The sequence below is a fragment of the Pseudomonas sp. BF-RE-22 genome, from assembly GCF_019956155.1.
Lineage (GTDB): Bacteria > Pseudomonadota > Gammaproteobacteria > Pseudomonadales > Pseudomonadaceae > Aquipseudomonas > Aquipseudomonas migulae.
Map to the genome: position 1 here is coordinate 1 of NZ_JAHBDD010000065.1, position 12,524 is coordinate 12,524.

The window sequence follows — 12,524 nt, forward strand, 5'->3', positions numbered from 1 at the left end:
GAGACAGTCTCTGCGGTCTGTCAGATACACCGAGGTGATGCCATCGCCAGCAAGCCGGCTCCTACAATTTGAAGCGTGGGTTATTCGAAGTGTTCGATGTTCACCGGGTCGCCGGATTTCATATCCAGCTGCTTGCGGATGTCTTCGAACATCAGATCGTAATGCTTGTGGACCGAGCCGATCTGGCTGTGGGTCTTCGGAATCCCGTACTTCTCGGCGATTTTCGTTACGTTGTTGGCGAAGTTGTAGGCTTCCTCCTTGCGCAGAAAGAAGGGCTCCTTCACGTCCTTTCCTTGAATACTGCCATGCAGGGTGAACTGAATCCCTTTCTCCCCCTTGGGATTCTTGCTGACTTCATAGTCTAGGTGCACGTTGTAGCTGACATCGTCCGGTGTCAGTGCATGGCGCTCAATGTGCAGGTGACCGGGCTCGAACTGTGCCATTGACGGTTCTCCTTATAAATAAGTAATGCCAGGTTTTGCCGTGCTGATGCGGGTGCCGGCCGTGCCCTGGACGATCGCCTCGATGTCCGAGAGTGAACCGATCACCGCGACTTTTCCAGTATGGCGCGCGAACTCGCAGGCTGCCTGAACCTTGGGTCCCATGGAGCCGGCGGCGAAGCCGAGTTTTTCCATTTCGTCCGGGTGTGCCTGGCCGATGGCCTTTTGTGTGGGTTTACCGTAGTCGATGAAGGCCGCGCTGACGTCGGTGGCAATCACCAGCAAATCGCTGTCCAGCTGTTCGGCCAGCAGCGCCGAGCACAGGTCTTTGTCGATCACCGCTTCCACGCCTTGCAGCTTGCCATGAGCGCCGTACATGGTCGGAATGCCGCCACCGCCGGCGCAAATCACGATGCTGCCTTTTTCCAGCAGCCACTTGATCGGGCGGATTTCGAAGATGCGTTTCGGTCTCGGGCTGGCCACCACGCGGCGGAATTTGTCGCCGTCCGGGGCAATCGCCCAGCCTTTTTCGGCGGCGAGTTTTTCTGCTTCTGCCTTGGCGTACACCGGTCCGATGGGTTTGGTCGGGTTCTGGAAGGCCGGGTCGTTGGCGTCGACTTCGACCTGGGTCAGGAGCGTGGCGAAGGGCACTTCGAAGTCCAGCAGGTTGCCCAGTTCCTGTTCGATGATGTAGCCGATCATGCCTTCGGTTTCGGCGCCGAGCACGTCCAGCGGGTAAGGCGACACCGAGGTGTAGGCCGCCGCCTGCAACGACAGCAGGCCGACCTGCGGGCCGTTGCCGTGGGCGATGACCAGTTCGTTGCCGGCATGGATCTTGGCGATCTGTTCGGTGGCGATCCGGATGTTGGCGCGTTGGTTGTCCGCGGTCATGGGTTCACCACGGCGGAGCAGGGCGTTACCGCCCAGAGCAACGACGATACGCATGATTCAGTCCTTCTAAACAAAGAAATGGCGAGCGACCCGGAGCGGACCCTTGTAGGAGCCGGCTTGCTGGCGATGGCATCTCCTCGGTCTGTCAGATGCACCGCGGTGATGCCATCGCCAGCAAGCCGGCTCCTACAGGAGGCCGGGTCAGCCGTTACAGGTCAGCCAGGGTCGACACCAGGATCGCCTTGATCGTGTGCATGCGGTTTTCCGCTTGCTCGAAGGCGATGCACGCTGGCGACTCGAACACGTCATCGGTGACCTCGATGCCGTTGGACAGGTGCGGATACTGCTCGGCAATCTGTTTACCGACCTTGGTGTCGCTGTTATGGAACGCCGGCAGGCAGTGCATGAACTTGGTGCGCGGGTTGCCGGTGGCTTTCATCAGTTCCGCGTTGACCTGGTAGGGCAACAGTTGCTGGATGCGTTCAGCCCAGGCTTCGACCGGCTCGCCCATCGACACCCAAACGTCGGTGTGGATGAAGTCCACGCCCTTGACCGCTGCTTTCGGGTCTTCGGTCAAGGTGATGCGGGCGCCGCTTTCTTCCGCGTATTTCTTGCAGCGCGAGACCAGGTCATCAAGGGGCCACAGGGCTTTCGGCGCGCAGATGCGCACGTCCATGCCCAGCTTGGCGCCGATCAGCAGCAGCGAGTTGCCCATGTTGTTGCGCGCGTCGCCCAGGTAGGCGTAGCTGATTTCGTGGATCGGCTTGTCCGCGTGTTCACGCATGGTCAGCACGTCGGCGATCATTTGCGTCGGGTGGTACTCGTCGGTCAGCCCGTTGAACACCGGCACACCGGCGAACTTGGCCAGTTCCTCGACGATTTCCTGCTTGAAGCCACGGTATTCGATAGCGTCGTACATGCGCCCCAGTACGCGGGCGGTGTCCTTCATGCTTTCCTTGTGGCCGATTTGCGAGGAGTTCGGGTCGATGTAGGTGACGTTGGCGCCCTGATCATAGGCCGCGACTTCGAAGGCGCAACGGGTGCGGGTCGAGGTTTTTTCGAAGATCAGCGCGATGTTGTTGCCTTTGAGGTGTTGTTGCTCGGTGCCGGTGTACTTCGCGCGTTTGAGGTCACGGGACAGGTCGAGCAGGTAACGCAGCTCACGGGGCGTGTGGTGCTCCAGGCTGAGCAGGTTACGGTTGTGGATGTTGAACGCCATGATGATTCTCCTTGAGTTCGGTAATCGGCCCGGCCGCTACCGGGTCAGTGCGGCCGGGGGGATGGTCGTTTAGTAGTCGATAGGGTCGCGGATGATCGGGCAGGTCATGCAGTGGCCGCCGCCACGCCCGCGTCCCAGTTCACCGGCGCTGATGGTGATGACTTCCACACCGGCCTTGCGCAGCAGGGTGTTGGTGTAGGTGTTGCGGTCATAGCCGATCACCACGCCGGGTTCCACGGCCACCACGTTGTTGCCGTCGTCCCACTGCTCGCGTTCGGCGGCGAAGCTGTTGCCGCCGGTTTCCACCACGCGCAACGCTTTGAGGTTCAATGCCTTGGCCACCACGTCGAGGAAGTTGCCTTCTTCGCGACGGATGTCGATGCCCCCTTGTTTGCCTTCATCCGGGCGCAGGGTGAAGCCGACGATCTGATTCACCACTTCCGGGAAAATCGTCACCAGGTCGCGGTCGCAGAAGCTGAACACTGTGTCCAGGTGCATGGCCGCACGGGACTTCGGCAGACCGGCGACGATGACTTTTTCCACGGCCTTGTTCTTGAACAGGTTCAGGGCCAACAAGCCGATGGCCTGACGGGATGAGCGTTCGCCCATGCCGATCAACACCACGCCGTTGCCGATCGGCATGACGTCGCCGCCTTCAAGGGTGGAACTGCCGTGTTCCTGGTCCGGATCGCCGTACCAGATTTCGAAGTCGGCGTTGGTGAACTGCGGGTGGAATTTGTAGATGGCGGTGGTCAGCAAGGTTTCCTGACGGCGCGCCGGCCAGTACATCGGGTTCAGCGTCACGCCGCCGTAGATCCAGCACGTGGTGTCGCGGGTGAACTGGGTGTTGGGCAGCGGCGGCAGAATGAAGCTGGAGTGGCCGAGGAAATCGCGGAACATCTGGATGGTCTTGCCGCCGAAACTGTCCGGCAGGTCATCGGCGGAGACGCCGCCAATCAGGAACTCAGCGATCTTGCGCGGCTCCAGGCTGCGCAGCCATGACTTCGTTTCATCGATCAACCCCAAGCCGACCGAATTGGCGGTGACCTTGCGTTCCAGAATCCAGTCGAGGGCTTCAGGAATCGCGACGATGTCGGTCAGCAGGTTGTGCATTTCCAGCACGTCGACCCCGCGTTCACGCATCTTGGTGACGAAATCGAAATGGTCACGCTTGGCCTGGGCGACCCACAGCACATCATCGAAAAGCAGTTCGTCGCAGTTGTTCGGGGTCAGCCGCTGGTGGGCCAGGCCGGGGGAGCAAACCATGACTTTGCGCAGTTTGCCGGCTTCGGAATGTACGCCGTACTTAACTTTTTCCGTGGTCATTACAGTGATCCTCCAGATGACAAAACAATCGGGTATTACAGGGTCAGGAAGCCGTCATACAGCCCGTAAGCTGCCACCAGGGCGCCCACGATGACGGCTGCAAAAATCAGCTTCTCGACGTTGGTGAAAATCGGTTTGCCGAGTTCTCGCTTGGCCTTGGCGAACAGGATGACCCCGGGCGCATAGAGCAGGGCAGACAACAGCAAGTATTTGGTGCCCCCTGCGTAGACCAGCCAGACCGCGTAGATCACCGCGATGGCACCGATGAGCAAATCCTTCGAGCGTTCGCCCGAGTCGTTTTCATAACTCTCGCCGCGCACCGCCAGCAGCAGTGCATAAGCCGCGGACCACAGATACGGCACCAGAATCATTGAAGTGGCGAGGTAGATCAGCGACAGGTAAGTACTGGCGGAAAACAACGTGATAATCAGGAACAGCTGCACCATCGCGTTGGTCAGCCACAAGGCATTGACCGGCACATGGTTGGCGTTCTCCTTGCGCAGGAATTCCGGCATGGTGTGGTCCTTGGCGGCGGCGAACATGATCTCCGCACACAACAGCACCCATGACAGCAACGCACCGAGCAGGGAAATGATCAGGCCGACGCTGATCAGCACCGCGCCCCAGTGACCGACCACGTGCTCCAGCACCGCGGCCATCGACGGGTTCTGCAGTTTCGCCAGTTCCGGTTGGGTCATGATGCCCAGCGACAGCACGTTCACCAGCACCAGGAACAACAGCACGGTGATGAAGCCGATCACGGTGGCTTTACCGACGTCGCTGCGCTTTTCCGCCCGCGCCGAGAAGATGCTCGCGCCTTCGATGCCGATGAACACCCAGACGGTGACCAGCATCATTTTGCGCACCTGGTTCATCACGCTGCCCAGGTCGGGGTTTTTCACGCCCCAGATGTCAGCGGTGAAGATGTCGAGCTTGAAGGCGAAAATCGCGATCAGCACAAACAGCAGCAGCGGCACGACCTTGGCGACGGTGGTCACCAGGTTGATGAACGCCGCTTCCTTGATCCCGCGCAGCACGAGGAAGTGCACGCCCCAAAGCAGCAGCGACGCACCAATCACAGCGGCAACGGTATTGCCTTCGCCGAAGATCGGGAAGAAGTAGCCGAGAGTGCTGAACAGCAGGACGAAGTAACCGACGTTACCGAGCCAGGCACTAATCCAGTAACCCCACGCGGAGGAGAAACCCATGTAGTCGCCGAATCCGGCCTTGGCGTAGGCGTAGACCCCGCCGTCCAAGTCAGGTTTGCGATTGGCGAGTGTCTGGAACACGAAGGCGAGTGTCAGCATGCCTACGGCAGTGATGGCCCAACCGATCAGCACCGCGCCGACGTCGGCACTGGCGGCCATGTTCTGGGGCAAAGAAAAGATCCCGCCACCAATCATAGAGCCGACAACCAACGCAACAAGTGCACCGAGTTTCAGTTTTCCGGGGGATTCAGACATTGCATGACTCCAATGCAGGAGAAGAGAGACAACAGAGTAGTTCTGTTAGCAATTCAGTCAGCTGACTTAGATCAGTGCATGGCTACATTCCATTGTTAATGAAAGACTTATGAACCTTTTCCGGGCATAACGGTATTTCCGGAAAAGCCCGGTCCAGAGGCCTCGACTCATACAAAAGGAATAACTCCAATTGCTTGGAACTTTTACGCTAGTTCGTTTTCTGCGTTCCGCAAATTTTTGACGCCGGTTTCAGGTATGGAATCGATTAATTAAGATTGACCCACAAATTCGCTCTTTGCCAAGACGCTAATAGAATCATCCGCTATAAATAACGGACATGACTTGGCGTTTTCTAATAAACGTTATTACGCTGTACCTATTTAGTTAAAACCAACCATGTGACGGTTTCCCGGCCGTGGTCATTCCCCGGTCACATCGGGAAAAATGGAGACGCAGGCATGTCGCAACCGACGCAAAAACTACGCCTGAGCGCACTGATCGCGCTGGTGGTTGGATCGATGATTGGTGGCGGGATCTTTTCCTTGCCACAGAACATGGCCGCCCGTGCCGATGCCGGCGCGATATTGATCGGTTGGGCCATCACCGCCGTCGGAATGCTGACGCTGGCCTTCGTGTTCCAGACGCTGGCCAATCGCAAACCCGAGCTGGACTCCGGGGTGTACGCCTACGCGAAGGCAGGGTTCGGCGACTACATGGGGTTCTCGTCCGCGTGGGGGTACTGGATCAGCGCCTGGCTGGGCAACGTCGGTTACTTCGTTCTGCTGTTCAGCACCCTCGGTTACTTCTTTCCGGTGTTTGGCCAGGGCAACACGCCCATCGCCATCGGTTGCGCCTCGGTCCTGCTGTGGGCCGTGCACTTTCTGGTGCTGCGCGGGATCAAGGAGGCGACGTTCATCAATCAGTTGACCACCGTGGCCAAGATCGTGCCCCTGATCATGTTCATCGTCATCGCCGCCGTGGCGTTCAAGGCTGACATCTTTACCCGTGACATCTGGGGCCGCAGCAACCCGAATTTCGGCGGCGTGATGGATCAGGTGCGCAACATGATGCTGGTCACCGTGTTTGTGTTCATCGGCATCGAGGGCGCCAGTGTGTATTCGGCACGGGCGGAAAAACGTTCGGATGTCGGCCGGGCGACGGTCATCGGTTTTATTGGCGTGCTGGCGCTGTTGGTGCTGGTGAATGTGTTGTCGCTGGGGATCATGAGCCAGCCGGAACTGGCCAACCTGCAGAACCCGTCACTGGCGGCGGTGCTGGAACATATCGTCGGGCCCTGGGGCGCGTTGTTGATCAGCATTGGCCTGGCGATTTCGCTGCTCGGCGCGTTGCTCTCCTGGGCGCTGCTTTGCGCCGAAATCCTCTTTGCCACGGCCAAGGACAAGACCATGCCGGCCTTCCTGAAAAAGGAAAACGCCAACCATGTGCCGGTCAATGCGCTGTGGCTGACCAACGTGATGATCCAGCTTTTCCTGCTGATCACGCTGTTTTCCGCCGGGACTTACACCAGCCTGATCTACCTCGCGTCGTCGATGATTCTGGTGCCGTATCTGTGGTCGGCAGCGTATGCGGTGTTGTTGAGCGGGCGCGGCGAAACGTACGAGCACGCGTCGGCGGAACGCACCAAGGACTTGCTGATCGGCGGCATCGCGCTGAGTTATGCGGTGTGGCTGTTGTACGCCGGCGGGGTCAAGTATTTGCTGCTGTCGGCGTTGTTGTATGCGCCGGGGGTAATTCTGTTCGCCAAGGCCAAACGCGAGCAGGGTGAGCCGCTGTTTACAGCGATCGAGAAAGGGATATTTACCGCGGTCATCAGCGGCGCCGGTTTGGCGGCGTATGGCTTGTACAGCGGATTTCTGTCGTTGTGAGGTTGCGGCTGGCCTATCAGCCGCCCTATGACTGGCCGGCGATGCTGGGGTTCTTGTCGGCGCGGGCCGTGGCGGGAATGGAAACGGTGGTGGATGGCGTGTATTCGCGCAGCATCGGCCTGGACGGCGCTCACGGTACGTTTTCGATAAGGCCGGTGGCGGGCGATGCGCTGGAAGTGACGCTGGATTTTCCTGACCCGGCGGCGGTGCCGGAGATCGTTGCGCGGTTGCGACGGATGTTTGATCTGGATGCGGATTTAGCGGCGATTCATCGGTCGCTGGAGGTTGACCCGTTGATGGCGCGGTTGATTGCCGAGCGGCCGGGGTTGCGGGTTCCGGGGACGTGGGACGGTCTGGAACTGGCGATTCGTGCGGTGCTGGGGCAGCAGATCAGCGTGGTTGCGGCGATCAGGTTGGCGGGGAAACTGGTGGTGCAATATGGGCCGCCTTTGGCGTCGGTTTTGCCCGGTATCACGCAGGTGTTCCCGGTGGCTGGCGTATTGGCGCAGGCGGATCTGGCGGCGCTGGGCATGCCGAAAAGCCGGGGTCGGACGTTGTCGGGTGTGGCCCAGGCGTTGCTTGATGATCCGTTGTTGTTTGAACCGGGGCGTGAGGGTGGTGTGGCTCGGTTGCTGGCGTTGCACGGGATTGGCGACTGGACGGCGCAGTACATTGCCTTGCGACAATTGCGCGAGATGGATGCGTTTCCGAATGGGGATGTGGGATTGATCAATGCGTTGTCGGCGCTTGAGGGGGAGCGGGTGACGGTTCGGGAGTTGTTGGCGCGGGCCGAAGGTTGGCGACCTTGTCGAGGGTATGCGGCGCAGCTTTTGTGGACATCACTGAGTCGGGCGGACTGAACTGATCCGGGATTTTTAGTGACTGTTCGACCGCAATCGCCGGCAAGCCGGTCTCGCTCCCACAGGTTTTGTGATCGACGCTGATCCCCTGTAGGAGCTGGCTTGCCAGCGAAGCTATTTCAAGATCACCACCACTGCGCGCGATGTGAACCCAATTCGGAGGCCGGTATCGCCCACTGCAACGGCGTCCCGGTGATTTTCAGTGGCACATGAAGCCGATGCGCCGGCCCCCAAGGCGTCTGTTCAACCAACAAGTCCTGATCGTTTTCATCCTCTGCCCGCAGCGGCTCACTCGTCCCCGCACCCTGTTCAATCAACAATTTCGCCGTCCGCGCCAGCGACAACCGTGCCGCCCCGCCCCGTCCCAGCAACGTGATCGCCGCAGCCGCCATCAAATACCCGGTGGCATGATCCAGCGCCTGCACCGGCAACGGCGTCGGCTTGTCCGCCTTCTTCCATTGCATCCCCGCTTCGGCAATCCCGCTGCTCATCTGCACCAGGCTGTCGAAGCCGCGGCGGTTCTGCCATGGTCCGCTCCAGCCGTAGGCGTTCAGGCAAACGTCGATCAGGCCGGGCGCGAGTGTCTGCCGTTCGGCGACGCCGTAACCCAGCCGTTCCAGCGCATCGGCGCGGTAGCCGTGGAGCAGAATGTCGGCGTCCTTGAGCAGGCTTTCGAACAGGATGCGATCTGCCGGGTCATGCAAGTCCAGGCGTGCGCAGCGTTTGCCCAAGGTGACTTCCGGCACCACGCCGGGCTCGTTCCAGGTCGGTGGGTCGATGCGCAAAACGTCGGCGCCGAGGCCGGCAAGAAAGCGACTGGCGACCGGGCCGGCAAGCACGCGGGTCAAATCCAGCACCTTGATCCCGGCCAGCGGTCGCGCCACCGATCCTTGCCACGATGACGGCGGTTCAGGGTTGCCGGCGCTGAACTGAATCAGTGGTTCAGAGTTCACCGCCTGGCCCTGAGGGTGGGCCTGCCATTGCGCCCAGCTGCGCATTTCAGCGGCGCAGCCACCGGCCTCGACCACGGCGTGTTCCAGATCGGTTTTCGCCCATTGCGCAACCTTGCTCGCCACGGCGGCGCGATCGGCACAGGCGCCGAGCACTTTTTCGGCCGCCGCACGGTGATGAGGCGCGTTGGTGTGCAGGCGGATCCAGCCGTCGCTGGTCGGGTAGTCTCCGGCCACCGGGTCCCAGAGTGGAGGAACGCTCCAGCCGACGGGACGGATCGACGTCGCGAACCAGAAAGAGGCGAGGCGACGGTCGACTTCAAGGTTGGGCAAACGACCGGTGTGCTGGTGCAGTAACTCGCTGACCGCCTGGCCGGCAGCGGCAATGCTGGCGCTCGCCAGGTCAGTGACGGCGAACGCCGAGGGCAGGGCGCCCTTCGAGGTGAACGGAATCGGGGTGTGGGGCAAGCCGAGTGCGGCTTGAATGGACGTGAGTAAATCAGTCATCGAAGGCCCTCCGGAACGAGAGGCCGAGCATAGATCAAACAGCTGATGATGCGGGTGAAACCTGTAGGAGCGAGGCTTGCCCGCGAAGAACGATGATGCGGTCTACCTGGCAGATCGCGTCATCGTTCTTCGCGGGCAAGCCTCGCTCCTACAGGGATCGGCGGCGTTTGGTTAAACGCGGAACTGATCCATCAATTTCATCTGGTGGGTGGTCAGGGAGTTGAGTTGGCTGCTGATCTGCGCCGATTCGGTGGCCTGGCCGGTCAGGGTTTCGGTGACGGTGCGGATCGCCGAGACGTTGCGGTTGACCTCTTCGGCCACGGCGCTTTGTTGTTCGGCGGCGCTGGCGATTTGCAGGTTCATGTCGCTGATCACCGTGACCGCGTCGCTGATTTTGCTCAAGGCTTGCACCGCTTGTTGAATCTGCCCGGCGTTGCTGTGCGCCTGGGTCTGGCTCGAATGCATGGTAGCGACTACGCCGCGGGTGCCGGTCTGGATGCGTTCGATGACGATGCGGATCTCTTCCACCGAATCCTGCGTGCGTTTGGCCAGGTTGCGCACTTCATCGGCCACCACCGCAAAACCGCGACCGCTCTCGCCGGCACGGGCGGCTTCGATGGCGGCGTTGAGCGCCAGCAGGTTGGTCTGCTCGGCGATGCTGCGGATGACTTCCAGCACCGAACCGATCTGCTCGCTGTTGACCGCCAGCGCTTCGACTTCGGTCACCGCCTTGCTGACTTCGTCGGCCAGTTGATTGATGTCGCGGGTGCTGCGTTCGATGATCGACATGCCATCGCGAGCCGACTGGTCAGCGCCTTTGGCCGCGTTTGCCGCGTTCGACGCACTGTTGGCGACGTCATGGGCCGTGGCGCTCATTTCGTTGGACGCGGTGGCGACCTGGTCGATTTCGCGGAACTGCACCTGCATGCCTTCGCTGGTCTGGCGGGCGATCTCAGAAGACTGATCGGCGGTGCCACGGGCATCGGTGATGCTCTGTTTGATCTGCGCGATGGTCGGTTGCAGCTTGTCGAGGAAACGGTTGAACCAACTCACCAATTCGCCCAGTTCATCCTGCTTGCTGTAATGCAGGCGCTGGGTCAGGTCGCCGTCGCCGCTGGCAATGGCCTTGAGCATCTCGGCGACGCTGTTGATCGGCCGGGTCACGCCCGACGCGGTGAGCCAGATCAGCAGCAGGCCGACGAGGCCGGCAGCGACCGCCACCAGCACGGCTTTGATCGTGCCGCTTTGCTGGGCATCATCGAGCACCGTTTGCAGCTTCACCGAATCGGCCAGCAGCACTTGCTTGGGCAGGTCGATCACCACGCCCCAGGCTTTGGAATCGCTGATCGGGCTGACCGGGTACACCGCACGAATCAAATCACTTTGTTCGAGGATTTTCGGTGCGCCGCCGCTGAGCAATTGCAGGACATCCTTGCCCTCTGCGCCCAGGGTCTCACCGATGCTTTTACCGACCTTGCTCGCATCGACGCTGTAAGCGGCAAGCACGCCGCTGCCAGAGACAATCAGCATGTGCCCGGCGCTGTTGAACAGATCACGCTGGGAACCGACAGCCGCTGCCTGAAGGGCGTCGAGGGCGATGTCCACACCGACTACGCCGATGGATTTGCCGTCCACCAGCAGCGGTACGGAAATGGTGGTCATCAGCATTTCCTTGCCGCCGACGGTGTCGGCGTACGGGTCCAGCAAGCAGGTGCGCTTGTTGTCGCGAGGGCAGGTGTACCAGCTGTTGTAAGGCGTGCCGCTGAGGCTCAAGGTGGTTTTGGTCATGTCGTCTTCGACCATGATCGTGTTGAGCGCGGTACCACCGGCACGGCTCCAGTAACTGGCGAAACGACCGGCTTCGTTGGACTGGCGAGCGGCGTCATTGGCGAACTCGCTGTCCTTGCCGTCCAGACCGTTGGGTTCGAACGCCAGCCAGATCCCCAGCACTTTACTGTTGCGCTCGAAGGCGGTTTTCAGGCTCTGGTTCAGCTCTTCACGCAGGGCGCCGGCCTCAAGCGAGCGCTTGGCGGCCAGGGCGCGCATGTCCTTGATCTGGTCCGCGAGGGCGGTCACCACCAGCAGGCTTTCGCCAAAGGTTTTCTGCACCCGCACCGCTTGCTCGGCGGCCTTGGCCTGAAGCAGGTCTTGCACGCTGTCGGTGAGCATTTTGCTGCTGGAGGCGCTGACCAGCTCATCGTTCTGGTTGGTCTGGTAGAAGTTCATGCTGACGATCAGGACGACCACGCCCAGCAGGCATAGACCGGAGAGCAGAACGATTTTCAGGCGGATGGACAGAGAGTCGAACATAGGACGAACTCGCGAAGGGATGAAGTGTTGGCTGCGAGTCGAAGTCGACCCGGTTCGCCAAATCCATTCAGCGCCAATCTCTGCGCATCGGCGTGGGGCGAGGATGCATGAAGGTGACCCCGACGAACGGTCATGGTTGAACGTTTGCGCGGAAAAATGTGCCGAAAAGCGCTTTAAAACGGGGATAAATCGCGGAGTGTGTCAGGTGGTTTGCGGCAGTGATTCCGGTCGTGACCAGATCCACAGATTACCCAGGCTCATGCCGGCGATGGCGAGGTAAACCGGCCAACCGTGATCGAGCATGACCAGCATCAACCCGGCGCACAGCAGCATGCTCACGGTGGCACTGACCTTGGCTCGACGTGCAACGATTTTGCCGTTGCGCCAGTTGCAGAGGATCGGACCGAACAGCCGATGGTTTTCCAGCCAGGCACTCAGGCGCGGCGAACTCTTGGTCGCGGCCCAGGCGGCGAGCAGGACGAACTCGGTGGTCGGCAGGCCTGGCACGACGATGGCGATCAGGCCGATGGCTAGGCTGATGTAGGCGAGAGCGCCGAACAGGAAACGGGCGAGTTTGGAGGAGGGGCGAGTCATAAGGTCGATTTATGACCTGTAGGAGCGAGGCTTGCCCGCGAAGAACGATAACGCGGTCTGTCAGAAAAACCGCGTTAT

General features: G+C 60.5%; 10 protein-coding genes and 1 pseudogene. 2 read left to right on the forward strand and 9 right to left on the reverse strand.

The window, feature by feature from the left end; all coding sequences use genetic code 11:
• Window positions 1-80 precede the first annotated feature (80 nt).
• The 5 genes from KGA82_RS24435 to arcD (KGA82_RS24455) all read right to left on the reverse strand — a co-directional run bounded on the left by KGA82_RS24435 (window position 81) and on the right by arcD (KGA82_RS24455) (window position 5,339).
• Window positions 81-443, reverse strand: a complete 363-nt coding sequence (locus KGA82_RS24435; RefSeq protein ID WP_008027817.1) for a DUF5064 family protein — start codon at window positions 441-443, stop codon at window positions 81-83.
• 12 nt (window positions 444-455) lie between these two features.
• The gene (arcC, locus tag KGA82_RS24440) at window positions 456-1,385 is read right to left on the reverse strand and encodes a carbamate kinase (protein ID WP_008027818.1); all 930 of its coding nucleotides are present in this window, start codon (window positions 1,383-1,385) and stop codon (window positions 456-458) included.
• Between the two features lie 154 nt (window positions 1,386-1,539).
• Window positions 1,540-2,550, reverse strand: coding sequence for an ornithine carbamoyltransferase (locus KGA82_RS24445; RefSeq protein WP_008027820.1), 1,011 nt, complete (start codon window positions 2,548-2,550; stop codon window positions 1,540-1,542).
• Window positions 2,551-2,619: 69 nt separating this feature from the next.
• Window positions 2,620-3,876 carry an arginine deiminase gene (gene arcA, locus KGA82_RS24450; RefSeq protein ID WP_008027822.1) on the reverse strand — a complete coding sequence of 419 codons (1,257 nt, stop codon included), beginning with the start codon at window positions 3,874-3,876 and terminating at the stop codon, window positions 2,620-2,622.
• Window positions 3,877-3,911: 35 nt separating this feature from the next.
• Complete coding sequence (arcD, locus tag KGA82_RS24455; RefSeq protein ID WP_008038651.1) at window positions 3,912-5,339, reverse strand: arginine-ornithine antiporter; 1,428 nt, start codon at window positions 5,337-5,339, stop codon at window positions 3,912-3,914.
• A 458-nt stretch (window positions 5,340-5,797) separates the two neighbouring features.
• Here arcD (KGA82_RS24455) and arcD (KGA82_RS24460) point away from each other — a divergent pair, with 458 nt between their 5' ends.
• Complete coding sequence (gene arcD, locus KGA82_RS24460; protein WP_008027826.1) at window positions 5,798-7,225, forward strand: arginine-ornithine antiporter; 1,428 nt, start codon at window positions 5,798-5,800, stop codon at window positions 7,223-7,225.
• Window positions 7,222-8,085, forward strand: coding sequence for a DNA-3-methyladenine glycosylase family protein (locus tag KGA82_RS24465; RefSeq protein ID WP_223452723.1), 864 nt, complete (start codon window positions 7,222-7,224; stop codon window positions 8,083-8,085). Before arcD (KGA82_RS24460) ends, KGA82_RS24465 begins: the two co-directional genes overlap by 4 nt.
• A 125-nt stretch (window positions 8,086-8,210) precedes the next feature.
• On the opposite strand, the gene KGA82_RS24470 is transcribed toward KGA82_RS24465, so the two are convergent.
• The 4 genes and pseudogenes from KGA82_RS24470 to KGA82_RS24480 all read right to left on the reverse strand — a co-directional run bounded on the left by KGA82_RS24470 (window position 8,211) and on the right by KGA82_RS24480 (window position 12,446).
• Window positions 8,211-9,542, reverse strand: a complete 1,332-nt coding sequence (locus tag KGA82_RS24470) for a CoA transferase (protein ID WP_223452724.1) — start codon at window positions 9,540-9,542, stop codon at window positions 8,211-8,213.
• 171 nt (window positions 9,543-9,713) lie between these two features.
• The gene (locus tag KGA82_RS29550; RefSeq protein WP_411738967.1) at window positions 9,714-10,469 is read right to left on the reverse strand and encodes a methyl-accepting chemotaxis protein; all 756 of its coding nucleotides are present in this window, start codon (window positions 10,467-10,469) and stop codon (window positions 9,714-9,716) included.
• A gap of 150 nt (window positions 10,470-10,619) precedes the next feature.
• A pseudogene (locus KGA82_RS29555) lies at window positions 10,620-11,852 on the reverse strand (chemotaxis protein); the annotation flags it as partial.
• A gap of 201 nt (window positions 11,853-12,053) precedes the next feature.
• A complete protein-coding gene (locus tag KGA82_RS24480) occupies window positions 12,054-12,446 on the reverse strand; it encodes a YbaN family protein (protein WP_223452726.1) in 393 nt (130 codons plus the stop codon).
• Window positions 12,447-12,524 lie beyond the last annotated feature (78 nt).